Origin of the sequence: Micromonospora sp. NPDC048835 (assembly GCF_040649995.1) — a bacterium.
Classification (GTDB): domain Bacteria; phylum Actinomycetota; class Actinomycetes; order Mycobacteriales; family Micromonosporaceae; genus Micromonospora.
This window is the reverse complement of the sequence record NZ_JBEZGM010000001.1, coordinates 209,959-235,887: the sequence shown is the minus strand read 5'-3', so window position 1 is coordinate 235,887 and position 25,929 is coordinate 209,959. Positions and strand designations below refer to the sequence as shown.

19 protein-coding genes are annotated in these 25,929 nt (G+C 66.9%); 10 read left to right on the top strand and 9 right to left on the bottom strand.

Annotated features, from left to right (window positions below):
• Positions 1–773: 773 nt before the first annotated feature.
• Entirely contained in the window at positions 774–1,493 is a 720-nt protein-coding gene (locus AB0C15_RS00945; protein WP_357347304.1) for an SDR family NAD(P)-dependent oxidoreductase, read from the bottom strand.
• Between the two features lie 180 nt (positions 1,494–1,673).
• Between AB0C15_RS00945 and AB0C15_RS00940 the strand changes: the two genes are divergently transcribed.
• A complete protein-coding gene (locus AB0C15_RS00940; protein ID WP_357347302.1) occupies positions 1,674–2,579 on the top strand; it encodes a LysR family transcriptional regulator in 906 nt (301 codons plus the stop codon).
• A 198-nt stretch (positions 2,580–2,777) separates the two neighbouring features.
• Here the strand turns inward: AB0C15_RS00940 and AB0C15_RS00935 are convergent, their stop codons facing one another.
• Positions 2,778–3,230, bottom strand: a complete 453-nt coding sequence (locus tag AB0C15_RS00935) for a MarR family transcriptional regulator (protein ID WP_357347301.1) — start codon at positions 3,228–3,230, stop codon at positions 2,778–2,780.
• 101 nt (positions 3,231–3,331) lie between these two features.
• A complete protein-coding gene (locus tag AB0C15_RS00930; RefSeq protein ID WP_357347299.1) occupies positions 3,332–4,021 on the bottom strand; it encodes a hemerythrin domain-containing protein in 690 nt (229 codons plus the stop codon).
• Between the two features lie 240 nt (positions 4,022–4,261).
• On the opposite strand from AB0C15_RS00930, the gene AB0C15_RS00925 reads away from it, so the two are divergent.
• From AB0C15_RS00925 to AB0C15_RS00910, 4 genes are all read left to right on the top strand, one after another.
• The gene (locus AB0C15_RS00925) at positions 4,262–5,731 is read left to right on the top strand and encodes a M1 family metallopeptidase (protein ID WP_357347297.1); all 1,470 of its coding nucleotides are present in this window, start codon (positions 4,262–4,264) and stop codon (positions 5,729–5,731) included.
• A 188-nt stretch (positions 5,732–5,919) separates the two neighbouring features.
• Positions 5,920–6,612 (top strand): hemerythrin domain-containing protein, encoded by a 693-nt coding sequence (locus AB0C15_RS00920; protein WP_357347295.1) that lies wholly within the window; start codon positions 5,920–5,922, stop codon positions 6,610–6,612.
• 255 nt (positions 6,613–6,867) lie between these two features.
• Positions 6,868–7,575 (top strand): SDR family NAD(P)-dependent oxidoreductase, encoded by a 708-nt coding sequence (locus AB0C15_RS00915; RefSeq protein WP_357347293.1) that lies wholly within the window; start codon positions 6,868–6,870, stop codon positions 7,573–7,575.
• 392 nt (positions 7,576–7,967) lie between these two features.
• Positions 7,968–8,375: a hypothetical protein gene (locus AB0C15_RS00910; RefSeq protein WP_357347291.1), complete on the top strand. Its 408-nt coding sequence runs from the start codon at positions 7,968–7,970 to the stop codon at positions 8,373–8,375.
• A 254-nt stretch (positions 8,376–8,629) separates the two neighbouring features.
• Here the strand turns inward: AB0C15_RS00910 and AB0C15_RS00905 are convergent, their stop codons facing one another.
• Positions 8,630–9,070 (bottom strand): hypothetical protein, encoded by a 441-nt coding sequence (locus AB0C15_RS00905; RefSeq protein ID WP_357347289.1) that lies wholly within the window; start codon positions 9,068–9,070, stop codon positions 8,630–8,632.
• Positions 9,071–9,080: 10 nt separating this feature from the next.
• Here AB0C15_RS00905 and AB0C15_RS00900 point away from each other — a divergent pair, with 10 nt between their 5' ends.
• Positions 9,081–10,709, top strand: a complete 1,629-nt coding sequence (locus tag AB0C15_RS00900; RefSeq protein ID WP_357347287.1) for a recombinase family protein — start codon at positions 9,081–9,083, stop codon at positions 10,707–10,709.
• A 1,070-nt stretch (positions 10,710–11,779) separates the two neighbouring features.
• On the opposite strand, the gene AB0C15_RS00895 is transcribed toward AB0C15_RS00900, so the two are convergent.
• Both AB0C15_RS00895 and AB0C15_RS00890 read right to left on the bottom strand, forming a co-directional pair.
• The gene (locus tag AB0C15_RS00895) at positions 11,780–12,547 is read right to left on the bottom strand and encodes a hypothetical protein (protein WP_357347286.1); all 768 of its coding nucleotides are present in this window, start codon (positions 12,545–12,547) and stop codon (positions 11,780–11,782) included.
• 244 nt (positions 12,548–12,791) lie between these two features.
• The gene (locus AB0C15_RS00890; protein ID WP_357347284.1) at positions 12,792–13,268 is read right to left on the bottom strand and encodes a YfbM family protein; all 477 of its coding nucleotides are present in this window, start codon (positions 13,266–13,268) and stop codon (positions 12,792–12,794) included.
• 242 nt (positions 13,269–13,510) lie between these two features.
• Between AB0C15_RS00890 and AB0C15_RS00885 the strand changes: the two genes are divergently transcribed.
• On the top strand, positions 13,511–14,695 hold the full coding sequence (locus AB0C15_RS00885) for a HEAT repeat domain-containing protein (RefSeq protein ID WP_357347282.1): 1,185 nt from the start codon (positions 13,511–13,513) through the stop codon (positions 14,693–14,695).
• Positions 14,692–15,066 (top strand): AEC family transporter, encoded by a 375-nt coding sequence (locus tag AB0C15_RS00880; RefSeq protein WP_357347884.1) that lies wholly within the window; start codon positions 14,692–14,694, stop codon positions 15,064–15,066. The genes AB0C15_RS00885 and AB0C15_RS00880 overlap by 4 nt, the downstream gene beginning before the upstream one ends.
• Positions 15,067–15,253: 187 nt before the next feature.
• Here AB0C15_RS00880 and AB0C15_RS00875 read toward each other — a convergent pair whose 3' ends face one another.
• Entirely contained in the window at positions 15,254–15,712 is a 459-nt protein-coding gene (locus AB0C15_RS00875; RefSeq protein ID WP_357347280.1) for a hypothetical protein, read from the bottom strand.
• Between the two features lie 422 nt (positions 15,713–16,134).
• Here AB0C15_RS00875 and AB0C15_RS00870 point away from each other — a divergent pair, with 422 nt between their 5' ends.
• Both AB0C15_RS00870 and AB0C15_RS00865 read left to right on the top strand, forming a co-directional pair.
• Positions 16,135–16,335, top strand: coding sequence for a hypothetical protein (locus AB0C15_RS00870; protein ID WP_184176561.1), 201 nt, complete (start codon positions 16,135–16,137; stop codon positions 16,333–16,335).
• A 483-nt stretch (positions 16,336–16,818) separates the two neighbouring features.
• Complete coding sequence (locus tag AB0C15_RS00865) at positions 16,819–17,298, top strand: hypothetical protein (RefSeq protein ID WP_357347278.1); 480 nt, start codon at positions 16,819–16,821, stop codon at positions 17,296–17,298.
• A gap of 1,058 nt (positions 17,299–18,356) precedes the next feature.
• Here the strand turns inward: AB0C15_RS00865 and AB0C15_RS00860 are convergent.
• Together AB0C15_RS00860 and AB0C15_RS00855 are read right to left on the bottom strand one after the other, a co-directional pair.
• Positions 18,357–19,550 carry a hypothetical protein gene (locus AB0C15_RS00860; RefSeq protein ID WP_357347276.1) on the bottom strand — a complete coding sequence of 398 codons (1,194 nt, stop codon included), beginning with the start codon at positions 19,548–19,550 and terminating at the stop codon, positions 18,357–18,359.
• Positions 19,551–19,553: 3 nt separating this feature from the next.
• Complete coding sequence (locus AB0C15_RS00855) at positions 19,554–24,944, bottom strand: hypothetical protein (RefSeq protein ID WP_357347274.1); 5,391 nt, start codon at positions 24,942–24,944, stop codon at positions 19,554–19,556.
• Between the last annotated feature and the right edge of the window lie 985 nt (positions 24,945–25,929).

Sequence of the window (25,929 nt, the reverse complement as noted above, 5' to 3'; positions counted from 1 at the left end):
AAGCGGTAGTGGAGGACGCCTGATTGCTGCCGCAGGCGAGCCAGGAGCAACGCGCACGCCAGACGCCAAGCCTGGCGGGACGACTCCGGGGATCACTGAAGAGCCATCACGCGTCATCGCGAGGCTCGCCCGGCGCTGGTCACTGAGAGCAGTGCCGGGCGGGGTGTCGGATGAGATTCGCCGGTGGCCAATCATGCTTGACCACCGGGACGTCAAAATGTCGCACATATGCAACACACTGGTGTCCGAGGGGCGACACGGCCCATTGCCCCACCGCCGATAAAGCTCGGCGCAACTCTGCGGCTCGCACAATTCTAGCCGCTGAGCTGACTCCATCTAGTACGGCAGCCCGGGTTCGTTATGTAAATGGCCAGCGATGAGCAGAGCGTGGTTCGGCGTGCGAGGGCGCGTGGTTGTGTCCTTGGACCCGACCTGGAGTTCGGGGGCGTCGGCTCGCTGTTGGATTTACCGAACGACGCGGACGGCGCGGTAGTCGTGTCGCGACGGGCCGGTTCGGGCGGGTGGAGCAGCGTCGGCAGGCAAGGTCGTTCCTGTTCGGGCTGCTGTGCGATGTGGATGGGGTCGTTTGGCAGTTGGCCGAGCATGCCGGCGAGGCTTCGCCGCACGCAATGCAGCGACCAGCCGCAGGGTCCGGTCGATCCGTGGCGTGGCGACGTGGTCTGACCGCTGGCCGGTCATCTGAGCGGACGGTGCGAGCGCCACCGGTATCCGGTGGCGCTCGCGGGTGACTCCGCTGGGCGGTTCGCACGTCCTCAACGGGCCAAACCACCGTCGGCCATGACCGTTTGGCCGGTGATGAAGCTGGCGTCGTCGCTGGTGAGGAACGCGACGGTGCCCACCAGGTCGTCCGGCTGTCCGTTGTGTTTGATCGCCTGTGCCTGCGCGACCGCCGCGAGGACCTCCTTCGGGTGGACCTGGAGCACGCCCGGCGTGATGGTCAGGGTCGGGCCCACGGCGTTGACGGTGATGCCGAACGGCGCGAGGTCGTTGGCGAGACCTCGGGTGAAGCCGATGTCGCCCATCTTGCTCGCCATGTAGTGCGACAGCCCCGGGCTGGAGGTCACGATCGAGTTGGAGGTCAGGTTCACGATCCGACCCCACCCGCCGTTCTTCATGGCCGGAAGAACGGCCTTGACCATGAGGAACTGTGAGTCGAGGTTGACCGCGAGGACGTGCCGCCAGGTCGCGTAGTCCAGGTCGTCGATGTCGCGGAACGGGAAGATGCCCGCGTTGTTGACGAGGATGTCGGCCCTTCCAAAACGGCGGATGATCTCGGTGCCGACGGCTGCCGTCTGCTCCGGGTTGGAGACGTCTGCCGTGAGACCGATCGCGGTGTGCCCACCGCTGGTGATCAGACCCACGGTCTCTACCGGGTCGGCGAGGTCGATCGCGACGACCGTCGCTCCTCGTTCGCCGAGGTGACGGGCAATGGCCTGGCCGATGCCGCGGGCCGCGCCGGTGACGACCGCCACTCGGCCTTCGTGTGTGGGGAAAACGGACATGGTACGAACTCCACTTCTGAACAGGTTTGTTGCTGTGCCGGCCGGACGGCGCCGGTCCTGCCACTCACAACAAACGGCCTGTTCAGGACGTATTCAGGTCCAACGCACATGGTGGAGATGGTTCGCATCTCTGCGGGAAATGACGTCCTCGTGGAACTGCGAAACCTGCGGCACTTCGTCGCCCTGGCCGAGGAGCGGAGCTTCACCCGGGCGGCCGCGCGAGAACTCATCGTTCAGTCCGGGTTGTCCACGTCTATCCGGGCTCTGGAGCGAGACGTCGGGGCGCCGCTGTTCGTGCGGGGGACGCGGCCGGTGCGGCTGACCGCGGCGGGTGAGGCGTTGGTCGGCGCGGCCCGGCGCGCCCTGGAGGCAGCGGCCGCTGCCCGGCAGGTCGTACAGGACGTCGAGGGCACCCTCTCCGGACGACTGCGAATCGGGACGATCAGCAGTGTGGGGCACACGCTGCCCTTCACCACCTGGCTGGCGGAGTTCGCCCATGCCCATCCAGGGGTGACCATCGTCGTGAAGCAGGAGGCGACGCTGCGCATGCTGGAGATGGTGGAGAACGGCGGGCTGGACTGCGCCCTGCTCTCCGCCCCGCATGCCAGCGGCCTGGCGGCCCTGCGATTGATCTCCGACCCGGTGGTGCTGGCGTGCGCCGAGGGGCATCCGCTGGCCGACCGGCGCGCGGTCCGGCTGGCCGAGTTGGACGGGGAGCGGTTCGTCGAGACACCCGCGGACTGGGCCATCCGGGTGCTGGTCGACCGGACGTTCCAGGCCGCGAGCCTGACGCGGCGGATCGTCTGCGAGGTCAACGAGTGGACCAGCGTGCTCGACCTGGTCGACGCAGGCGTCGGTGTCTCCCTGGTCCCCGCCGGGCTGGACTTCGCCCGCTACCGCCGTCAACTCGGCGTCCGCCTGATCCCGCTCGCCGATCTGCGGCTGGAGCGCCAACTGGACTTCGTGTTCCCTACCGGGGAGGCGGCCAGCCCCGCGACACGCCGCTTCGTCGAGCTGCTGAGGCGGCACCGGAGGCTCGACCGGCAGGCGGGTTGACCCGGCCGGGTGGTCAGCGCAGCCCACGGACGAGGTTGTCGGCGAGGGTGCAGGTGAAGTCCGCAGTGAGCGGGAGGTCGGCGATGAAGCGCCGCGAGATGGTGGAACCGGCCCCCGAGGTCAAGCGAGTCCTCCAGGCCCCGGCGGGCAGCCAGGTCCCACCGCTGTGACGCGCCGACGCCCGGTTCGCAGGGCGGCTCACTCGAGAGTCAGCGCCATGCTGTGGAACTGGTCAGCGATTCCGGGGACCTCGGCCTTGTCCAGATGGTCGACGATGCGCCGACGGGCACTCGCCAGGAGCGTCGGATAGGCCGCTTCAAGGCGTCGTAGTCCCTCGTCCGTCAACGTCGCGACGCTCCCCCGGGCATCCTTGGCGTCGCGTCGTTTCGTTACCCAACCACGGGTTTCGAGCGCGTTGACGACCCGGGAGATACGGCTGACGGACAGTGTCGCGGTCATCGCGAGGTCGGTTACCCGCATCTCCCGGTCGGCAGCCTCGGAGAGGTGCATCAAGACGATGTACTCCGAGAGCGTCAGCCCGGTCGCCTTCTGCAGGTCGTCGTCGAGCGCTTTCGGCAGCGAGACCATGACCCGCATCAACGCTCGCCAAAAACGCTCCTCGTCGGGGCCGAGAGGAACTGGGGCTGTCATTCAACAAGCGTAGCCGTGGTGTGGTGCGAAACGACGCGCCGGCAGCGGTAGCGGCTCGGACCGCCCGCCTGGCGTCGACCCACCGCAGGGTGAACGGCTGGTCAGCCCCCCGTCGTACGCGTTGGCGTGGACGTGCCGTGGACCTTTTCGGCGTAGCTGGCGTACGCCTGGGAGGCCAACTCCCTGATTCCCGTCTGAGCCTGCGGGGGCATCTCGGCGATGATGCTGTCGATGACCTCCGGGGCACCTTCGTACATGAGCATGCCGAAGATCACCGGGAGCAGTTCGGGCGAGGTTTCTTCGCCGCCCTCGCCGGCCACGAGCCGGTACTCGGCCGCGGTGATGTACCTCTCGATGAGCGGGACGACGCGTTCCTCCTCAAGGGCCAGGTGTTCCCGCAGCACCGGCAGGAGCGCGTCGACGGCGTCGGCGAGAGCATCGCGCGATACGGCTGACGAGTCGGCCCGCCACTGTCGCAACGCCTCGTTGACCCGTTCAGCACCTCGGTGAATAGCTTCGTGCTGCTTTTCCATGACGTCGATGATCGGCGCGATGGCCTCGGGGACCCGCGCCTCCAGCCGGGGCCAGATGTGCTTGTCCTCCCCGGAGTGGTGCTGTTCGAGGAGTTGGCTCATCAGGTCGACGTGCCGCGCCACTACCTCCGCGCGGCGCTGGTCACCGGCACCGACCTTGCGGACTAGGGCCGGGGCAGCTCCGAGTTCGCGGCGCAGCATGGTGTGCACCGCGAACATGTCGCGGGCGTCGGCGAACGGCTCGTTCTCCGGAGTCACAGGTTTCCTGCCTTCCATGTCGCGTTGCCCCGGGACGCTGGCCGGTCCGTATGCGGGAGGGATCGTGACAACCCGGGCGGGGACTGGATCCGACGATCCCGCTATTTACCTGCTTGCGCAAGCAACAGTAGGATGGGTCACATGAGCACCGACCGCCCCTCTCCAGCAGAGTCCCGAAGAAGACCGGAGGTCTACCCGCGGAAAATCCTCCATGCTGTCGCCGACCTCTGGAGCTCACCGGTGCGTCACCGATCCACCGTCGCGGTGCTGGCGTCCTTGACGCTGCTCGCCGGCTGCACGGCCGACCCGCTGGCGGCGCCGACCAAGGGCGGCACGTTCGCGACCCCGTCCGGCGCCCCCACGCTCTCCGGCCCGTACGCGGCGTTCGCGGCAGGAATGTCGAAGCCGGTCGTCGACCCGCTCTACCCCGAGCGCGGCACCGACGCCGTGGACGTGCTGCACTACGGACTCGATCTGGACTGGTCACCGACGAAACGCACCCTCACCGGCACGGCGACAGTTCGCCTGCGGCCGACCCGGGACGCGTCGTCAGTGAGCCTGGACTTCACGCCGTACACCCTCGACACCGTGACCGTCGACGGCACCAGCGCCAAGGGCGCGGTCACGCGCGAGAAGCTTGTGGTCGAGACGCCGGTCCGCGCCGACGTTCCAATCACCCTCGTGGTCGGCTACCACGGCAAACCGACCACCACCGCGTGGCCGACCAAACGCGGCGACGCCCACCCGCTCGGGCTGACCATCGACAGCGAGGGCGGAATCTGGACGATGCAGGAGCCGTTCGGGGCCTTCACCTGGTACCCGGTCAACGACCACCCCTCCGACGAGGCGCTGTACGACATCGCGGTCACCGCGCCCAAGGGCTGGACGGGAGTGGCCAGCGGCACCCCGGTCGGGCAGAGCGGCAACACCTTCACCTACCGCAGCACCGTCCCGGTCGCCTCGTACGCGACGACCCTGGCCGTTGGCAGGTACAAGAAGCTCGACGCCACCGGCCCACGAGGCATCCCGGTGACCACCTGGTACCGCACGAAGGACACCCGATACCTGCCGATGCTCAAGCGGTCCCCGGCCTTCCTGACCTGGCTCGAGAAGCGCTTCGGCCCGTACCCGTTCGACTCCGCCGGCCTCGTCATGGTCGAGTCGAACTCCGCCATGGAGACCCAGCAGATGGTCACCCTGGGCGAGGTCCAACCGCAACGCGGCGACAAGATGTTCGACCTCACCACAGTGCACGAGTACGCCCACCACTGGTTCGGCGACGCCGTCACGCTCACCGACTGGCGCGACATGTGGCTCAACGAGGGCTGGGCCCTCTACGTGCAGAAGCTCTACGAGCAGGACAAGTACGGGCTCACGGACGCGGAGATGGTGAAGGCGAGCCGGCAACGCGACGGGGAACTGCGCAAGGAGTACGGCCCACCGAGCGAGCCCGACCCGGCCGAGTTCGGTGCGACGAACGTCTACACCTGCGGCGCGGCGATGCTCCGCCAACTGCACCAGGCGCTAGGGGACGAGCGGTTCTTCGACCTGGCACGGGGTTGGGTGCAGGAGAACCTGCACACCCAGCAGACCCGGGCGTCGTTCACCGCGTACGTCAACAGGAAGACCGGCCACGACTTCACCGCGCTCATCGACGCATGGCTGGACTCCCCCACCACACCCCCGGAGACCGGCCCGCTGCCGTGGTGACGCCCGCCGTCGATGCCGTACCCACCCCACCCGTACAGGCGAGTCCGCGCTCGCCGGATGAGGTGGTTGGTCAATTCCCACTGACCCCCGAGTGACCGGGCGCACGATCGCTCAACGTGTGCCGTCACTAAGGCCCGACCCCGTAACCGACGATGAACAAACCCCCTGATGCACCCCGAAAGGTCACCGTGAGTCGCAATCAGAACGAACCCATGGCCGATGTCCGCGACATGTACATGGCGCATGCCCTCATGCGTCGGGAGCTCGGCCTACTTCCGCGGGTCGTCCGCGGAGTCACGCCCGGCGATGCCGCGCGAGCGGAGATCGTCGGCGCGCATGCCGAGCTCGTGACCATGATCTTGCACCTGCATCACCAGGGCGAGGATGCGCTGCTCTGGCCCCTGCTGAACGCGCGTGGCGGTGCCGAGGCGACGGCCGTAGTGCCGATCATGGAGAAGCAGCATCACGCCATCGAGGAGGCCAACGAGACGGTGGCCGCTCTGCTTCCCGGCTGGCGGGCCACCGGCCGCGGCGGCGACGACCTGGCCGACGCCTGCGAGCGGCTCTACACCGCGGTGGCCGAGCACATGACGCTGGAGGAGCGCGAGATCCTGCCGCTGGCCGAAAAGCACGTCACCCATGCGGAGTGGAAGCAGATGGGCGAGCACGGGATGAAGGACGCCCCGAAGAAGAGCGTGCCGCTGGCCCTGGGCATGATGATGTACGAGGCCGATCCCGAGGTGATCAAGGGGATCCTCGCGGAGGCCCCGCTCCCGATCCGGCTGCTCATGCCGATCATCGCGCCACGCACGTACGCCAAGCACGCCAAGCGCATCCACGGCACCGCCACCCCACCTCGAAGCACCGCAATCCCCGCCTGATCACCCCGTCCATCGCACGGGCGACGAGTCGCACCCGCTGGCCGACCGTGGCAGTCAGGACGGAGAGCTACGCCCGGACTCGGGGTGTCGGCGGGCCGGCACCCGATCGACACCCGCCCGGTAGCGGGTCAGACCCGCCAACAGGCAGTTCCATTCAAGCGCAGCCTGACGCCGCTGCGTAATGGCACGATCACATCAGCGACTGATGCCGGGCCAAAGCATTAATCACCTGTTACTGCAACTGCGGGAGCTGTGATGACAACAATCCTCATCACCGGTGCCAACAAGGGCCTGGGCTTCGAGACCGCCCGGCAACTCGTGGCCGCCGGACACACCGTGTACGCATGCGCACGCGACGCCGAACGCGGGCGACGGGCCGCCGACGAACTCGGCGCCCGCTTCCTGCTGCTCGACGTGACCAACGACGCCTCGGTAACGGCAGCGGCCCAGCAGGTCGCGGCCGAGGGCGGGTTGGACGTCCTGGTCAACAACGCCGGCATCGAACCACGGCAGGCCGACGGCGGCTTCATCCCCGCCGCCGAGGTAAGCGCCGACCTCGCCTACCGCGTGTTCGACACCAACGTGTTCGGGCACATCCGGATGCTGCACGCGTTCCTCCCCCTGCTGCAGCGTTCCGCCGCGCCGGCCGTGGTCAACGTGGGCAGCGGCGCGTCACTGATGCGCGAACTCAGCAACCCCGAAAGCCCGGCCCACTTCTATCCCGACATCACCTATCCCGCATCCAAGGCAGCCGTCAGCATGTTGACCGTCCAATACGCCAAGGCGTACCCGGGCATCCGGATCAACGCCGTGGACCCCGGCTTCACCGCAACCGACCTCAACTTCCACGCCGGCCACCAGACCATCGAGCAGGGCGCCGAAATCATCGTACGGATGGCCCAGATCGGACCAGACGGTCCCAGCGGCGGATTCTTCGACGCCCGGGGCGTCATCCCCTGGTGACCCACGCCGAAAAACACCATCGCCATGGCCAACTGTGCTGGTGACGGCACCGGCGAGGAGGGCGGCGAGGCCGATGACGGCCCAGCGCAGGGGAGGCCGGGCTTTTCGCGGGTGGTGGTTCGTAGCCGGGCTGGTCGGCTGGCTGGCCGACTCCCCGCCAGCCACCCCGGCCGGCGTTCTGCGCGATGTCCTGCCCGGTGGGCCGCCCGTCGCTGCGGCTGCGGCGGTTGCGCCGAACAGCCGTTCCGGCGTGTGCCGGTGCAGTGTTCGTGGGCTCGGTGGTGGTGTCCTCTGGCCGTGGGCACTGCCTGCTCCGTATTGCTCCTCTGCTTGTCCAAGGTGGAAGGATGCCGTTCGGGCGGCCTCCGGGTGCTTCCGGAGGCCGCCCGCGTGTGGCGGGGCTGTTCACCCGCGGCTGGATCAGCATGCTCACCGACGCCGAGTTGGCGTTCCTGCTCATGGCCGCGTCCAAGCACAAGCGAGACCCGGAGGGTTTCATCCTGCCGGCTGGGGGGGTGCGGATGCTCGGGATCGGGCCGGAGACATACGAGGCGCACCACACGTTGCAGGCATTCGGGCTGGTCAGGGTGACGCATCAGCGGGTACGGTCGCCGAACGGCCGCCTGACGCAGATCGCTGGCGGCGGGCAGCAGCCGCTGCCGGACATGGTGCAGTTCCTGCCGGAGGGCCTGGACCAGGAGGCGTGCGGGGACCGGCGGCGACTCCAGCTGCTCGGACGGCCGTCGGTGACGTCGGGCCCGCCGCCGGTCGCGCACCTATGCGCAACGGTGGGACCGTAACCGTCTTCCTCAGCCCGGAAACGACGAAGGCCGCTAGCTGCATTTTCCCAGCTCAACGAGCTGATTTAGTCGAAGCTCCCGCACGCCGACACTGCCCAGTGAGCATGACGAGGAGTACCACTGAACGGCATGGTCGGCACCGGCTTCGTGCGATCGTGATGACGCCACGTAGCGCGCGATCGGCGGCAGATGCGGATAGCTGCGAGGTGCGATGCTTCAAGACGGACGGTGGTGGATTGCTCTCTGTGGGTGACTTATGCTGGCGGAGCGTCAGGCAGCGCGAACCAACTGCCTTCAACCACATCTCGTAGGTAACCCTCTCGAACAAGTTGGGTGCAGGCCACGACGATGTCCTCATTGCTGTAGCCGTCGTCGGCGGCTTCGTCGAGGAACCAGCGAATCCGCCAGGCATCGAAGGCTTCAACCTCGCGCCCGAGCAGCGGATCGGTGACCAGATCGACGTCCACCTCCCTGCCGTCGGAACTGATCATCCGGCACCCCGCGCCGTGGACGGTATACCCGATGCCGCTACCGGTCAGGCCCTCCCGGGGCAACTCCCGGCGCGACCGAACCGCCGCCAGAAGATCCGCGATGTCTGCGACGGGCGACAAGTCGGCGAGTAGCCGACCACGCATCTCGTGCAGGGCAGCGGCGAAGCGCAGAACGGCGTCAACCGACGAAGCATCCTGGGCCATACGCCCCAGTATGAGTGTCCTGCCCACAGGTGTGATCACTGCCGCGGCACGGTCACCGGACATCCGTTCGCTGCCGTGGCAGCGCCGCCCGCACGCCAATCGACTTCTTGCGGCGCTCCGCGACCCCAAACGCGGATTCTCCGCCGTCGTCGTCGGAGAACCCCACCGCGCGTTCTACGGCAACCAATTCGGACTCACCGTGCCACTGTTCGCCCACTACGGCGTCGAACTGTGGGTACCGGAGATCGGCGGCCCCATCCACCCGGACAACGAAGCCCACGAACTGGTCATGTCCGTCTTCGGCGGCATGAGCAAAGGCGAACGCAACCGCATCAGGCTGCGCGTCCGTACCGCCATGGCCGCTCAGACCCTGCTCGAAGGCCGCTACCTCGGCGGGCGCCCCCCATACGGCTACACCCTGCAGGACCTCGGACCCCACCCCAACCCGGCGAAGGCAGCCGACGACAAACACCTACGCGGCCTCACCCCCGACCCGCGGACCGCCCCGATCGTCCGCCAAATCTTCCACGAGTTCCTCACCGGCAGCGGCCTCTACGCCATCGCCGAAGCACTCACCAGCAACCACGTGCCCTGCCCCTCCGCACACGACCGGGCCCGCAACCCCCACCGCAGCGGCATCGCCTGGTCCAAAAGCGCCATCCGCGTCAACCTCACCAACCCCCGCTACACCGGACGGCAGGTCTGGAACAAACAACGCACCGACGAGGTCCTCCTCGACGTCGACGACGTCGCACTCGGTCACACCGGAGTCATGCGCTGGAACCCGCGGGACAAGTGGGTCGTCTCCAAAGAGATCACCCACCCACCGATCATCGATGAGGCCACCTTCGAACAGGCACAGACGCTGCTCGCACGACACCGGTTGGGCCAGGACCTCCCGCAACGGCAACGCCGCGCCCGCAACCCGTACGTCTTCCGCGGCATGATCTACTGCGCCGCCTGCAACCGGCGGATGCAGGGCCAGTACAACCACGGCGCCGCCTACTACCGCTGCCGCTTCCCCCAGGAATACGCCCTCGCCAACGACGTCTCCCATCCCCGCAACGTCTACCTCCGCGAGGAGTCCCTCACCGACCCACTCGACACCTGGCTCACCACCGCATTCCACCCCGACCACATCGAGAACACGATCACCGCGATGGCAGACGCCCAGCTGGGCGACCACCCATCCCCCACCATCACCGCCGCCCGCGCGACCATCAACGACTGCGACACGAAACTTCAGCGCTATCGGGCGGCCCTCGACGCCGGAGCCGACCCCTCAGTCGTCAGTAATTGGATAGCCCAGACACAGGCCGAACGGACCCGAGCCGAAACGGAGCTGCACGCAGGGAACTTCGACGCACCGCGCCGGATGACCCAGGCAGAGATCATCACGTTGGTCGAGGCCCTTGGGAACATCGTCACCGTGCTCCGCGACGCGGACCCCACCGACAAAGCCGAGGTCTACCGCCAGCTGGGCCTACGGCTGACATACCACCCGGAAGCGCAAACGGTGCACGCCGAAACCGATCTCAGCGCGCACCGTGGGCCTATGGTTCGTGTCCGAGGGGCGACACGACCCATTGCCCCACCGCCGATGACGCTCAGCGCCACTCTGAAGCTCGCGCAAGTCTAGCTGTGGTGGTGACCTCTTCGGCTCCGCCGAAGAAATCACCAGCCCGAAGGGTCTGGTCAGGGCGTTGCCGTGGGATCGACGTCTCAGACGACGGAACCACGGCCGACTCCAGCAAGCTCACCCACAACGCTCCACATCGATCTGCAACACGCCTTCAGACGTGGCCTTAGGCGAACCGAGACACCGACCGGCACCAGCCATCCCGGGAGCAGCAACGCCTGACCACTTGGACCTCTACTAGGAGGTCACGCCGCACCGCTCGATCTCGATCACCGCAGGTCAAAGCGCCTCGTCTCTGTCCGGCATCGGTGAGCACTTCGGGCGCGGAGACCTCTTCGCCAACCTGCACCCAATCTGCTCCCAGCTGCAGGGCCGGGCCAACCAACGGCTCCTTACCGCCTTGACCGGCGCACACTCCGCTAGCAGGCGACATAGAGCGCTGTCGACTGTTATGCAGAACCGCGGAGCACTCTGCGGGAAGCCGGACGCTGCACCGACTCTGACCTGCGGAGATGAGAAACCGCAGGCAGGGGAGGGTACAGTTGCGGGCTGTCGGATGCGGTTCGGTGCAGTTGAAGGCCGTTGGTTGCACCCTGTTGCTCCCCACCTGCTCCCCCGATCCCCGGCTCGTAACTGGGCTGCGGTGGGCGCCCGGCGGTGGATGGTCCCGCAGTCGTTCCTCGCCAGATCGCGGACGCTGGCCGAGGTACGGCCATCGGATCAGTCACCTCCCCGCAGCTACGGCCATGGCTGGCAGCGGGCCCGACCGGAATGGGGAGCAGGAACAACCGGCGACGTATACGAACTTCCCCTACCAGGGCTTGACGCACTAACCTCGCAGGCCGGCCTGCCCAACGTGCGGCGCCGGTACCGCACGTCACTGATCCAGGGATGGCAGCACCGTTCGAGCCGGGCCAGGCTCCGGGGAGCCCGCTCACCGTGAGCGGGCTCCCGAAACGGCTCAACCAAGGCCCAACAGTCCAGCTGCAGTCGCGGATCGCGGCAGGTGCGGTTCAATTCCGGCCGTACGGCAGAATTGACGTCCTGTCCTCACGTGACCTCGATCAGGACTAGGTGCCGGTGGCCTGCCGCAGGAGTTCGAACATGAGCCGGTCCTGCGGCTTCAGCGCCCCCGGGCTCTTGTAGTCTGCCTCGCGGAACAGCAGTTGCCGCTGACCGTTGCCGACCTCCCGGTCGAGCATCCGCCGCAACGACCGCTCAACCCGGGCGTGAACGTCATCCGCCGGCCGGTCGGCCAACAGTGACAGGGCACCGTGCAGGGCGGCCTCAGCGTCAGGCACGTACAGGTCGTCCGGGCCGCTCGGCAGGCGCTGCCGAGTCAGGTCCACGCCGAAGCGAAACGCCGTATCGACCAAGTCAGCACCAGAGAAATCATTACCGTGAAACTCGTTGGACTCCCGCAACGCAAGCGCCCGATACCCCGGCGGTTCCACCCGCCCCTGCCTCGCCAAAAACGTCAGATCGCTGGCGAACCGCTCCGCGGAGCCGGGCGGAATGCCCCAGAAGGTCGTCGACCTGATCCGTCCGGTGAAGACGCAGTCGACAAGCTCCAAATAGCTCGCCGTCAGATCACGGATCTCCGTGTCGCGGAAGGTGCAACCGACAAACCGGGAGTAGCCAGCCCCTCCGGTCAGCACCGCACCATCGAAGGAACACTCGACGTACTGCGACAACTCCATGCCCGCGCCGAGCGCCACGTCTTGGAACCGCAATCCGTCGAAGCGGCACCGCTCGAAACGGGCACCGACGCCGACGAGCCCAGTCAATCCCTGCCGGGAAAAGTCGACCCCAACAATCTCCTCGTGCTCGACGATCAACCGGTTACCCTGCTCACCAGCCACGATCTGCCCTTACTGCTCGCGGCTCGTCCGGGACGCTGATCGCCACGCCGCCGGTCGCAGTGCAGCAGGCGCCGGCGTTGCGGGACGCCGTACTGGCGGCGCTGCCTGGCGGAATGTCTTCGGAGCAGGTGCGCGACGCTGCGTACGCGAACGCTCCTTGAGCCGAGCACCATGCCAGATCGGCGCGCCTCTTAGGGGTAGATAAGACGCGGATCATGACTCAGGTGGCGGTGAAGATTACTGAGCGGTCCGCCGCCGCGGCCCGGTCGTAGAACGTCTGAACATCAACGAAGTTGTTCCAGGTGTACTCAAAATCTTCGTCGTCCTGGGCACCGTCGTAGTCGCGGCCATCGATCGCATCGAAGCGGCGGCGTAGCCAGGTTCGGTCGACAGTTCGCAGTGCCTCGGCCACATCCCTCACCTCGGCGGCGCTGACGTACACGACGTACCAGTCAACGTGTAGGTGCCAGCCACCGAGCACCGCGTGGGACCACGGATACACGCCGCCGTCTGGGTCGAGCGTGCCATCGGTCAGACAGCGGTGGATCGCGTCCCAGGCTTTGTCGGTGTCAACCGTCAAAGCGCCGTCCTCCCGAGACTCCTCTAGCTCCTCAAGGAACTCGCCCACCTTGTCGTCGTCCGCCGCTAGCAGCAAGCGCTCCTGCTCGGACGTAATGGCGAAGTGCACCCCTAACATGCCAGCGATCGTACGAGGCGCGCACTGGACGCTGCGGGACGACTATGCCCGGCGATCCGGCTGCGACCACCTAGAAGGCGGTCACGTGGCGTACGAAGGTGCACGACTTTCGGCATGAGCGGACACCGCCCCGGCCGCTGCAGATAACGCCAACGCTGACTCCTACGGGCACGCCGAAGAGGTCGCCACAGAAAACGCGTTGGCTGTTCCACCGCCGGGTGGTGGTGTGGCCGGGTGACCGGATGATCGACAGCCGTGAGGCGTTGGAGGCTGTCGTCCGGCATGCCGTGGAGCTTGAGGACGATTACGACGACATCGCGCCGACCGTCACGACACTGGCCGCATCCGGGGACACTGCTTTGGTACCCCGGCTGCAGGAGGTACTGGACCGGTTCCTCGACGAAGGAAACTTCTACGGCCGGGACCTGATTGCCGGTGTCCTGGCTGGCATCGAGGGTGTGGCGGCGCTGCCGGTGCTGCTACGCGCTTCGGCGCGCGATCTCGGGGACGACCAGGACAGTTTGCAGGCCGAGATCATCGAGCTGCTGCACGCGGATCGAGCCGCCAGCCGGCACGTGGTGTTTGATTTCGCCACGGGTGAGACGCCGGAGCTGCGCCGTGTGGGGCTGTGGGCGCTCGGGTTCGTGGTCGACGCACAGGATGTCGAGCTGCTGGCCGCGGCCGTGACCGACGCCGACCCGGAGATCAGGTCCATGGCGGTCGGCTCGATCCCTGACCCAGCCGGCGACGACTGGGCATTCGGCGCGCTCGTTCTGGCGTTGCGTGATCTGAACGAGCAGGTCCGAGTGTCGGCCGCAAGCAGGCTTGGCTACACCGGCCGGGTTGACGCGGTCGCACCGCTCGTTGCCCTCGCCGCCGACCCGACACCGCGAGTACGGTCCATGGTCGCCTACGCGCTCGGGCGACTCGGCAGTCACGAGGCGACCCCGGCCCTGCAACGGCTCCTCCAGGACCCCGATCGGCCCGTCCGCGAGAACGCTGCGGAAGCCCTCGGCTCGGTCGGCGGGCCGGCGGCGGTCGATACGCTACTGGCGCTGGCTGCCGACCAAGACCCACAACTGCGAGTCCAAGCCGCGAAAGCGCTCGCCAAGGCGGCCGACTCGGATCCCCGCGTGGCGCCGCAACTCACGATGCTGGCACGAGACGGCGAGGCCGCAGTACGCGCGGCCACCCTCAGCGGACTCGCCAGCGCCGATCGCAGGTCATCGCACCGGGGGCGGCTCCTGGTCGAATTGGCGGACGACCCAGATCCACTGGTCCGTCAGCGCGTCGCCGTCGTGGCACGACACCTCGCGCCCGACGCTGCCCCGAACATCCTCCACCGGTATACCCGCGATCCCAACCAGACCCTGCGCCAACTCGCCGCAACCGAACTGGGCCGAGTAGCCAACCCCACCGCTCGCTGACCCGGCAGCCCACAGTCAGCAATCTGCTGGCGAGACTGTCGGGCGCCGCGGTTCCGGCCGCCCTGGTCGCGCTCGGCGCGTCGATGCACCGCACGGCGCCGTCGCGGGCCGAGCCGGCCGAGCTGGCCGTGATCACCGCGCTGAAGCTCGTCGCACAGCCGGTCATCGCGTACGCGGCCGGGCTGGCCTTGCACCTATCCGCGCCGCAGTTGCTCGCCGTGGTGGTGTGCGCGGGCCTGCCGACAGCGCAGAACACGTTCATCTTCGGCCAGGAGTACGGCGTCGGCGAGGCGGTGGCCAACCGGGCGGTCGTGGTGACCACGACGCTGTCGCTGGCCACCCTGGCCGCGGCCGCGGCGCTGCTCGGGTAGGTCCATCAGCCGACTCGTCCAGCAATTTGGTCAGTCACGCCGACCATGGCGCTGGCCGGCCAGCTCTGCAGCCACGATCATCGCCTGATGATTCGGCGGGCAATCTCGATGCCGCACTGGCCGTGGGAGTGTACGGACGGCTAATGCGCCATGTCGGCGGCAGATGTTCGCATCAGGTTGCGTGTTACTAGAAGCCGCGGAAGATGCCTTCGCCGTTCGCATTGTCGGCAAACTCTTCCCAGTCCATGTTCGAAATCGTGAGGTTGTTTTGAACCGACCACGTCTCGGACGGCAGGACTCGGAACGTGGCACCGTACTGCGACCCCTTGCCCTGGTCCTCTAGATCTTCCACGTAGTCGTAGAGGTTGACCACCAGGATCGGCCGATCAGGGTGGGTCAGTGCCTTCGTGTCGACGAGGAAGGCAACGGCATGATTGAAATCCGCGGGCACCACCTCCAGGAGCTGCGACGGCGTGATCCCCTCGAACGCACGATCATCGACGAATGCAACGGAAGCGGTGAATCCGTCTTCTGTCTGCGGTTCAACGATCGCCGCCTGAATCGCTGTCCATTCCTGCGGATGGGCAGAATCGGTACGGATGACAAGGGAAACGTCGGAACTCTGGTGCCACATGCGCTCATCCACGCACGGGAGGATAGGCCACCGGCAGCATCGAACGCACTCTCATCGACATGAGCGGACGTCGCCCAAGTGACGGCCGGGAGCACCATGGCTGACATCTTCGTCGGACCGCCGAAGAGGTCTCCAGACTGAAGGGCCTGGTCATGGCGTCGTCCGTGGGATCGGTGTCTCGGGTGACGGAACCACGGTGGACACCACGCCCAGCGAGCTACCGCGAAGAGCGACGCGCTGTTCCCGGCAAGCCGCACATCCCTCCAGATACGTGGCTACTGCTGACGGAACCGGTTCCGCGCGGCAGTGACCTCTTCCGGAAACGATCCGTCGTCGTCCACCGGTATCCGAGATGTGGCGACCTCGGTCGTCACTCAGTCTGTCACTCGCGGTGGCCGGCAGCCTCTCAGCGGGGCTACGGCTACCCTCACGCCATGCAAGCCCTCTTGGTTGATCTGCTACCGATGACGTTGTGGCAACCTGCCAACCTCTACGCCGGAGGGCGACTGCACTTCTGCGTAGGTTGGAGTGACGAGCGGACCGTCGAGTGGCAGGGGCGTCAGATCCTGGCGGGGAAGCCCGGCGGCGCTGCACGGATCAATCAGCGCTACTTCCAGCCCAAGCAAGGTGACTAGGGCAGCGGCCGACGCTCAGCTTGCGAATCGCGTTGATCTACACGGGGCGAAGCGACATTCTGGGGGCAGGCGGCGCGCGGCGTGTCTGCCTCGCTGATCGGGCGTCCCGCGCTGCCCCCATACTGACCGCTGCATCGGGCACGGTCGTCTGACGTCGAGGAGGGTCGTCATGGCGTTGGTCAAGAAGGGCTCTCGGCTCATAACGGTTGACGGGGTCACCTACAGGTGGCGAGTGCGCGGCAGACCAACCTATGTCCAAGGGCTGTGTGAGCGACCGCTCGCTGTCGCTGTAGAACAGGTCGGTTGCAAGGGCAGGGTGCTGCTGGTCAGCATGCCTCAGGACCATCCAAGTAACTGGATTGGCGGGTCGGCCGTGCCCGTTCTCCCGTCGGCGGTCGCTGCGATTGTCCGCAAGGCATTGGCCGAGGGATGGCAAGCTACCCCGTCAGGCACAGCCTTCCTTATGACTGCGCCTGTGGGCTGATGACACGACGCTTCGGTGACCGGGCCACGTTTGCGGTGGAGATCGGCGAGGTCGAGCCGCACCAACTCCGCGTCGTCGACCTGTGGGCGGCTGGCAGGAGGCTGACCACCGAGGACAACTACGCCTTCCTCCCGTCCTTCATCTGCGTTATGCGGTCGAGCGCGGCGCAGGTGCGCCGACGCGACGTCAAGCCTTGTCCCTTCCCGGGCCGCACACCGGACGAGATCTTCCGGCTGCTCCACGCAGACGACACGGAGTTTCGGGAGCAGTCCTGGTTCATGCAGTGGGGCGAGACCGTCGACACCGTCTCCACGTACGCCTACCTGGATGACGTTCTAGTGATCGTCTTCGCGTTCTGGCGGCCGGACCATCCCTTTCCGGATGACCTGGGCAAGGTCTCCGTCGCCAGGATCCCCCCGGACGAGTTCGTGGCCACCGTCGAGGAAGCAGCCGATCTGCTGCACGTCGAGTTGGGTTAACGTCGAACTGCCCCGGTGACCGAACCGCCACCCCGTACGGCGTCAAACTCACCTTGACGACTCGTTCGAGCGCCGGAACGCCTCGTCCCGCTAGGAGGCCGTGGTGGGGATGCGGCGCGCGCATCACGTGCAGGCCCCCGCCTGCCGGCAACACCGGCCCGCGGGGTCGCGGGGTCGCAGAGGCTTCGGGGTCAAGCGCGGCCCATGACGCCCTTCGGGCTCACCGAAGAGCTCTCCAGCCTGAAGGGCCAGGTCAGAACGTTGCCCGTGGGATCGGTCTCTCGAATGACGGAACTACGGCGGACTCCAGCAAGCTCACCGGCCACGCTCCACATCGATCTGCAGCACGTCTGCAGACGTGGCCTTAGACGAACCGAGACGTCGGCCGGCGCCAGCCACCCCGAGCAGCAACGCCTGAGCACTTCGACCTCTACTGGGAGGTCACGGCGCACCGCTCGATCTCCATCACCGCAGGTCAAAGCGTCTCGTCTCTGTCCGGCATCGATGAGCACTTCGGGCGCGGAGACCTCTTCGCCAACCTGCACCCAATCTGCTCCCAGTAGCAAGGCCGGGCCAACCAACGACTCCTTACCGCCTTGACCTGCGCACACTCCCTGCCAGGCGATATAGAGCGCTGTCGACTACTACGCAGAACCGCGGAGCACTCTGCGGGAACCAGGACGCGGCACCAACTCTGACCTGCAGAAACGAGAAGGCGCAGGTGGGGGGGCAGGTGCCGTTGAGCGCCGTTGTGCGCTATTCGATGCAGTTCAACGCCGTTCAGCGCACCCAACTGCTCCCAACCCGCTCCCCCGATCGCGACCGCACATGGACCGGGCCTGCCTTTCGCTGAACTTGTGACGGCTGTCGATGATAGTGATGATCTGCGCCATGCCTACGGGATTCCTGACGAAGGTCCCTTCTCGGCTGTGCAACCTGGTTGTCGACATGGTTGGGTCGCCCGCTGGTTCGGTCCGGATGCGGGCGCGGTTCCGCCCTCGACGGGGAGTTTTCCGGTGAACCGGCGCCGTCGACCAGGAGACATCGTCGCCGCGAACTCATCCTCGGCCAGGTTCCAGATTTAGGCCCGCGAACGCGGTAACAAGATCACGCTGCTCATTCGTTGGCAGGGCTTGCAAGTGGGCGAGCTTGTTTCGCGCCTGCCACAGCAGGTACACCGCATCGCGCAAGGCGGGCCGGTTCCGGCCGGACAGCGCTTTTACCGCCACGAAGAGCGGACCCACTTCAAGTACGTCGGACGCGCCGCCGATCACGGACTGCACTGCCGTCTTCCCGCGTGCCCGGAGCAGGTCCGCAGCGACCGCCTGGCGGCGCGTCTCAATCCAGGGCAGCAGGACTCGGGCCTGGGCAGCCCAGATGGCGTGCCGGACTGCCTTCGCCCGGTCGGTGGCTGACCGGATGGCTGGCACGCACTCGTCGTGCCAGAGGTCTACGGCGCCGTTATCCCAGTAATCGACCAGGTCACCCGTGGGTCGTCGCCCGGAGTTGCGCGCTAGCCGGCCGGGCGGGAATTTCGCGACGGCCGGCGCAGCGGCCTCGTCGATCAGTGCTGGCAGCAAGTCGGGGTCCCCGTCCCAGCCGTCGGCAAGAGCAGTGGCCAGACGTATGTCCCACCGGCAGACCTCGATCAGCGTCTCCAGGCGCACGTCTCGCAGGACACCGGGCTCGGACCGTGCCTCTATCGTCTGCTGGATCTGCGCCGCGACGTCCCACCTAGTCAGGCGTCCCCACCACCAGAGAGGCTCAAACGTCACGTCGGTGTGATCGGCACCGAGACGCGGTAGAGCGTCGCGGGTACAGATCAGCAGTAGGCGCGGTCGGTAGTCTGCAGGACGAGGCCTGGACTCGGTCACCAGACGGGTGACGGTGGCGGCAACCTCGTGGCGGAGCTTAGGGTGTAGCGGGGTGCAGTCGAGGACGGCCGTTTTACCCGCAGCCTCGCCATGGTCAAGCAACTGGGCTGTGCTGAGCGGGCTCTCGTTGACGTCCAGGGCCTGGGCCAGCCAGGCCAGCGGCTCGCTGTCCTCCTCGTCCGTGGTAACCCGTCGCGGATCCTCGTTGGCCGCCCACAGCGCGGTGGTCAGGGAACTGGTCAGCCCGGACACGAAGTCCTTGTCATCACCGAGGACTGCTGGAAGCACCACTGCGGTGTGGCGGCCGCGTTTCACTTCCCGCACGGCTTCGGCGACCAGGCGTGACGGTCCGGGCAGTCGCCAGATGTCGTCGTCCATCGACTACGTGCCGCAGCTGAGTAGAGCGGCTGCGACGATTCGGTCTAGCAGCCAGCCCTTGCCTTCGGCGTCCTGCTCGGCGATGTCCAGGTCGAGCATGCGGTTGAGCAAGTGGTCGGCGTCCTTGTTCCAGATAGCCTCCAGGTCGCCGTGGGTCACCGGCTCCACGGCGATCCGATGGGTGACTGGGTCGATGGTGGCGCAGTACTGGGCCCACAGCATTGCCTCGTCGAGGTGCTCGGTGAGGCCGGCGCCGGACAGGAACGTCGCAGCGCGCTTGTCAGTACTGAAGGGGACAGTGAGGCTGTCCAGTACGTCCTCGGTTGATCGCCCCCTCGAAACCAAGAAGACGGCGTTCTCGACGAGGCCCGGCCAGCCGGACGTCAACTCATGCAGTCGGCGCCGCTCCTGCGGGTTGTCGAAAGGGAAGTCATGCCAGGCCCGCAAGCCCTCGGCCGACCAACGGCGCAAGTTCAGTCGCAGCACATCACCCGAGACCTCGGGATCCTCTACCGGGAGCGTGTAGTCGGCCGAGTTCACGACCATGATGGCACGGACGGTGCGTAGCGCGGCGACCGCCCGGAGCGCCCGCGCGTACTCTGCCTCGAACTGTTGGCGCCGTCCCGGTGGACACTCCACCAGAAGGAAGCGATGTCGTCCTCGGCTGCTGCCAGTGAGGTGCCGCGGTACGTCTGCAAGTGTCACTCTCTCGAAGTTCAGGTGCTCCCGCGATGCGGCACTCATGGTGAGGGCCTCCACCACCCGGTCGATGCCTAGCGCGGGCGAGCCGATCACCAGGGCAGTGGAGTACCGGGCACCCGTTCGCAAGACGCGCGAGGCGCTCCCGCTGTCGTGGTTACGCTCACCGATCAGGTCGGCGATGTCTGCGTCGGTCAGCGGAGAGCGCAGCGGACCGGACCCGCGGGCAGCGTTCGTCATCGCCGCGCGGCTCATCGTGGGGTTGTACTCGTAGGGCAACTCGAAATGCGTGGATGCCTCGCGCAGCTCTTGGTCGAGTGCGCTCTGCGTACCCAGCATGGGGGCCACGTTCGGCGAGCGCATGCCGTACGACTCGCCGCTGCGGCGCAGCACCCCCAGCCCGACCATCTCGTCGAGATAGCGGATGAATTCCTTCCGAGTGAGGACGTCGCTGGAGAACGCTTCCGGCCAGTATGTTTCGCAGTACTCGCGCAGGTCCTCGGGGTTGAACCGGGCACCGGCCGGCGACTCGTTGCCGAGCAGCGCGACCACGATGGCGATGACCCGGTACCGGTTGTCCAGGTTGATGGTCCAACGGAAGCGCTGCTCGATCAGGTTGCGGACGTCTCGGTTGGTGTACACCGCGTCGATGTCTTCGCTGGTGATGGTTACACGGCCGCCGGACGACGACAGCGGACGTTCGCGCAGGTGGTTAACCAGAGCCTCACAGAAGATCTGCACCAGGCTGGCCTGGTAGTTGGTGAACGCGGCGACCCGCCAGACAAGCTCGTTGCGCTCGAACTCGTACCCGATCGCCCGCAGCGGCTCCGCGACCAGCTTGCGCACCTCGGCCGCGCGCAGCGGTCCGATGAGGATGTCGGTGCCGCCGTGCGCCACCGGGGTATTGGCCGAGTCGTGAAACCGTTGTACCTGGTGCAGACCGGCGAACACTGGCTTGAATCGGCGGCCGGAGGACTCCATCAGGTTTTTCAACCGCTGGAGGGTCTGGAAGCGGGCCCCGGAGTCGGAGTCCTTTGGGGCGAAGTCGGCGGTCAGGAATAGGTCGGCCTCGTCCAGCAGCAACAGCAGCTGGTTAGCCTCGTGCTTGTCCAGCCAACGTTTAATGCCATCGGCAACGACCTGCGGGCCGGCGTTGGCAGCCATCCCGGACGGCAGCACCTCCAGCGCCTTGAGGTGGCGGTTGAGTAGGGCCCACAGCTCTTTGGGCTCGTGTGACTCGCCGATACCTTCCGACTTGAGGTCAAGGTAGAGGGCCACTCGGCGGCCGGTGGACGCTCGGCCGGTGGTTTCGGTGAAGAGTTTCTCTACCCGGCGCAGCAGTGCCGACTTGCCCAGCTGCCGGCCGCCGTAGACGAACATTGAGCCGGTGGGCGACTCCACCTCTGCCCTTTCGCGGTCACGTCCGACGAAGACCTCGTCAGGTACGTCACCGCCGGCGAAGGGCGTGTATGGGTTGATCGAGCTGAATGGCAGCGTGATCCGCTGGGTGAGTCGGAAGTCTGGCTCCTCCCGGGAGGCCAGCCAACCAACCACCGCCTCGTCGACTAGCAGCACGGTACCGCTGGTGTCGCGGCCCGGGCTGCTCAAGTTCCGCAGCTGAAGCCGCTGCTGGGCAGGTAGGGTGCCGAAGTACAAGATGATGTTGGGGCCGGTGCGGAGCCGGTCCGGGATCAGCCCTAGCAGACGACCGGGCGTCGCCCGCTCCCACATGATCGCGACGTTGTAGCGGCCGTTGGCCTGCGTGCCGAACTGCGGCACGTACGAGCGGCCTGCCAGCTTCGCGCGTACCTGAAAGAGCGCGGACCGGGTGCGCGGCGCGTCAGAAAGGGTGTTGAGGTAGCTGCCCTCGGCTGGAACCAAGCCCAGCATACGGAGCACGTCGCCGATCAGGCGGCGAAGGTGGGGAGTCTGGGTGTTAGCGATCTTGAGCTGGCGCAGCGTACGCCACGAGGCGATACCGTCCCGGATGATCTCCGACATCGGGTCGCCGGTGCCTAGCTTGCGCTGAAGCTGTGCGATGACGTCGTCCGTCGGATCGCCGACCGCTGCGGTCGCCTCTGTGGCCATCTCGACGACCCGGGGAAAGAACGCCGTGAAGTCGTCGTCGGTCGGCTCGGCGTCATCCTCCGGCAGCTGCTGGCCTGCGGCCAGCAGGGTGAGGAACTCCTCAGCGGTGACCTCATCGCCGTTGTCCAGCAAGTTGGTGATACGGGTTGCGTCGATAGGCGACTGGGAGACGTCGCTGATGCGCTCGCGCAGTTCCTCCCGGTACTCCGTGAGCTTCGACCGGGCCTCCTGGAGCACCGCGTCGAGACGCCCCATGGTCAGATCGAAACGGTCGACGAGTGTTGCGCGCAGCCCTTCGAGGTCCTCCTCGAGTCGGTGCGCGGTCTCGTCCCGGCCCACCGACCGCAGCTTGGCGATCGCCGACTCCACCGAGGCCACAGCCTTGCTGTGCCGCTGCCTCAGATCCCGCCGGGCCTGCTGGCATGCCTGCCGCAGATCGTTCTGCTCGGTTCCGCTGGCTTCGTCGAGCAGTCGCAGGGCCAGAGCTACGTTTCCCCGCTTGAGATGGCCACGCACCGCCTCGGCAAGGGTTCTTCCGGCGAGTGCGCCCCGCAGTTGCTGCAGCGTCATCTGCTCGTCTGGGCGGCCGTCCTCGTCCCGGTCCACCTCGTACACGAGCCGGGCGGCGTGCTGTTCGAGGGATTCGACCGTGTGCACACCGACCGGGGCGGGTTCCGAGGCGATCCAGAGGGCAAGCTGATGCAGTGCCGCTGAGCCGACCGTGCGAATCTCCGCTGGCTGCCGGTACTGCCTTGAGGCCCGCCGCAGCGCATCTATTTGAAGGAACTCCATCGAGCGGTCGGGCTGCCGGATCGCCGCGTACAGGCCCATGGCCTGCTCGATGAAATCGCGGACCTCGTCGATCGACGCCTCTAGCCGGGTCCGGGCGTTCGCCACGATCTCGTTGCGAAGCTGCGATTTGGTGCTGACGCGGGCATCAGCTTTGTCGATCAGGCCGCGCACCTTTGACCGATCGTGCAGCTGGGCGGCAAGCCGTTGGAGTTGCTTGATCCGCTCGTCCGGGCTGCCGTTCGTCGGCAGGCCGGCGTCGGCGAGCTGCGCGACTTGGGTAAGGGCAATGCCCAGCTCGTTGCCGTCCTTCACCAGGTCGTGCAGGATCCGTGTGGCCCGGTGCATCTTGATGTTGCGGAGTAACAACGACTGCCGCAGCTGCTCTGCTGCGGCGGCGAGACCCGACCACTGCTCCAGCATCTGCGGGAAACTGGCATCATCGCCAGCAAGCCGCACCTGTCCACGGTGGACGGCCGGGACCGCGGTCACCACGAGCTCGTGGGACGGCTCGGACTCCATGCTGGCCCTGTCCACCAGCTGCTGCAGCCCCAGTGGGGAGTAGCCGGTGGTCAGCCCGAAGCGCAGGCACGCCGCGAGCAGCACTCGGGCCTCGTCGACGCTTGCGGTGTTGACATCCTCCTCGTCCGGGGCGAAACCAGCCTGCTTTGCCGCCAGGTCGGCCGGGTCACCGCTCATCGCGGCCGCAAAGAAGTGCAGAGCCTGCTGCCGCACCTTCGATTCGCCCGCTGCCCGGGTGAGCAGCCAGGCCAGGCCGTACTCCTCCTCGAGCAACAGATTGACGATTGGCGGCGGTACACCCTCGTCCCAGGGTGACGCCGACACATCGGCCCCCATGGCTTCGAGCCCGACTAGGTGGTTGGGGGGCTCGGCCACGGCTTCGGCGGGCTCAGAAACCTCAACTACGGCTTCGGCATCGGCCTGTTCGGGGCCAACCTGCTGGGCTGGCTCTGGAGCGAAAGGCTCCTCGAGTTCCTCGATGAATGCCGGATCCATCGGCTCATCCGGCACGATCCCATCGACTTCCTCAGGCAAAAGGTCGGCCGGCACCTCGCTGGACCCGTCGTCCGTGCCAGGGGGGTGGGATGCCGGAGGCTTCTCGACGTCCAGCTTCGCCAGAATCTTGTCCGCTTGGTCGTAAAGGCCGAGTTCGCGCAGCTTGGCCGCAGCCTCTGTCACGACGCGCCGGCCCTCATCCTGCTTGCGGCGCTCCTCCTCGGCTTGCCGGACACGCTCCTCCGCCTCACGGAGCGCCTCTTGCCGTTCCGCCAGCACAGCTGCCGCCTCGGCCAACGATTCCGGCTCCTTCCCGAGCAGATCACCGGTGGAGCTGATGACCTCATCCGCGCGCCGAAACCAGCCCGTGAGGTCGGCAAGCGAGTCCGCTGTCGGCCTTACCGAGTCGATGGTGTCCGCTTCCTCCCGCAGAGCCCGCGCCACCTCGGCGCCCTCGGCCCGGATCTCGGCCACCACAGTCACGAGATCGTCGAGCTCTTTAACGGGATCGGGCAAGGCGGTATCGGGCGGGCCCAGATTGGGAGCGCTCGGATCGGACGGGTTGATATCCGGCACGGAATCGGCCTCGCCCGTCAAGCGTGCCACGATCTCGTCCCAGCGATCATCGAGGAACTCGCCGCCCGAGACGCCGCCATCGGCCACTGCGGCGAGGAAGATCACGGCGACCGCGTATGGTTCATGCTTGCGGAGGTGGCCGACCAAGGCATCCACGCCTTCGTCAGAAGAAATCACTCGGCCCTTCCGCAGATCCTCCGGGAAACGGTCCTCGACATCCCGCATAAGGGGTACAAGCCACGCTCGCAGGCGCGTGGCATCGGCACGCATTGCTTCCGATCGGAGGGACCGCAATGCGCGGGGCCGTCCCCCCATTAGTTCCGCAGCCGTGACCCGCACCAGCGGTGCGACGGCCTGAGCGAGGGACGGGCTGGCCGCGAGAAGCTCACGGAGATCGTGATTATTCAAGCCGGTGAAGGCCATTTTCAAGCGCGGCATGTTGCGTTTCCTTCAGACACCACTCGGGTTTCACTGGCCGTGGGGCAGTGAGGACTGAGGCGTTGGACGCTATCCGAGGCCGTGGGATGACGCCAGCGGCCGAAGGGTTGGAACCCGCCATGCCGGCGGCCCTTCCGCTGATGAGTCATCCAGCGACGTTCCGCAGCCTGGTCCTGGCCCTCTTCGGTGGACATCCGAGACCAGGAGCCGAGAGGTTTCAGGAGGATGTCCAACGGCGCCGTTGCGTTGCGCGATCGGCTGCCGTGTTGAACCATCTCGGTCCGAAGTCAGGTCGCCTGGGCGAGTTCGGTGGACGCAGCGGCGACCCGCCGAGCGGGCGGGGCGTCGACGGCGAGTTCGTAGTGTCCTAGTGCAGGTTCGGGACGGCCGCGTGTCCGTCGATGATCCCCTGTGCTGCCTTGTCCGTTCGCAGCCCCATGCATCGACTTCAGCCGCTGTTTGAAATGGCTGTGACCAGCCTCGATTTGATTGTTGGCGTACTGCTCGACGTCGTGCCACGCATGCGGGATCAGCTCGTCGGGGACGCCGGGATAGCCGCAGCGGCGGCGGTGACCACCTCGGCGGGTGTCACTTCAACGTTGACAGCGCCCATCGGAAGAACAGCCGGGCCACGCCGGCGTCCCGGCGGGCGAGATGAGCACGTCGATGAGCTGCCCGTTCTGGTCGACCGCCCGGTACACGTGTCGCCACACCCGTTGACCTTGACGTACGTCTCACCGACGTGCCCTCTGTCGCCTGGTGAGCGCCGGCA